The sequence below is a fragment of the Burkholderia sp. AW33-5 genome (genome assembly GCF_053427615.1).
The window spans coordinates 1-369 of sequence record NZ_JBSAXA010000115.1 but is presented as its reverse complement, the minus strand read 5'-3'; the positions used below and the strand labels follow the sequence as shown (position 1 = coordinate 369).

Sequence of the window (369 nt, the reverse complement as noted above, 5' to 3'; positions counted from 1 at the left end):
GTTGCGCTGCGTCGCGCCCCAGCCGCCGTAGCCGCCGTACTCGCGCACGGGCGACCAGTCCGGCATCGCGGGCGGAATCGGCGCGTCGTGCGACGCAAACGGCCCCGCGCCCCACACGATCCTGCCGCCGACCACCGTCAGCAACGCCGTCGTGCCCGCGATGTCGTCCTCCGCGCACGCGAAGAAATCGCGATCCGGGACCACCAGGTCGGCGAGCTGCCCGACCGCGATGCGCCCCTTCTTGCCCTCTTCGTTCGAGAACCACGTCACGTACTCGGTCCACATACGCAGCGCCGTTTCGCGATCGAGCAGGTTGCGCTGCGGATACATGCGCAGGCCGCCGACCGTCTTGCCCGTCACGAGCCATGC

1 protein-coding gene is annotated in these 369 nt (G+C 70.2%); it reads right to left on the bottom strand.

All coding sequences use genetic code 11. The features are described 5' to 3' along the window. A partial coding sequence (locus ACV22V_RS32610) for an amidohydrolase family protein (protein WP_448016850.1) occupies positions 1 to 369 on the bottom strand: 369 nt, incomplete at both ends.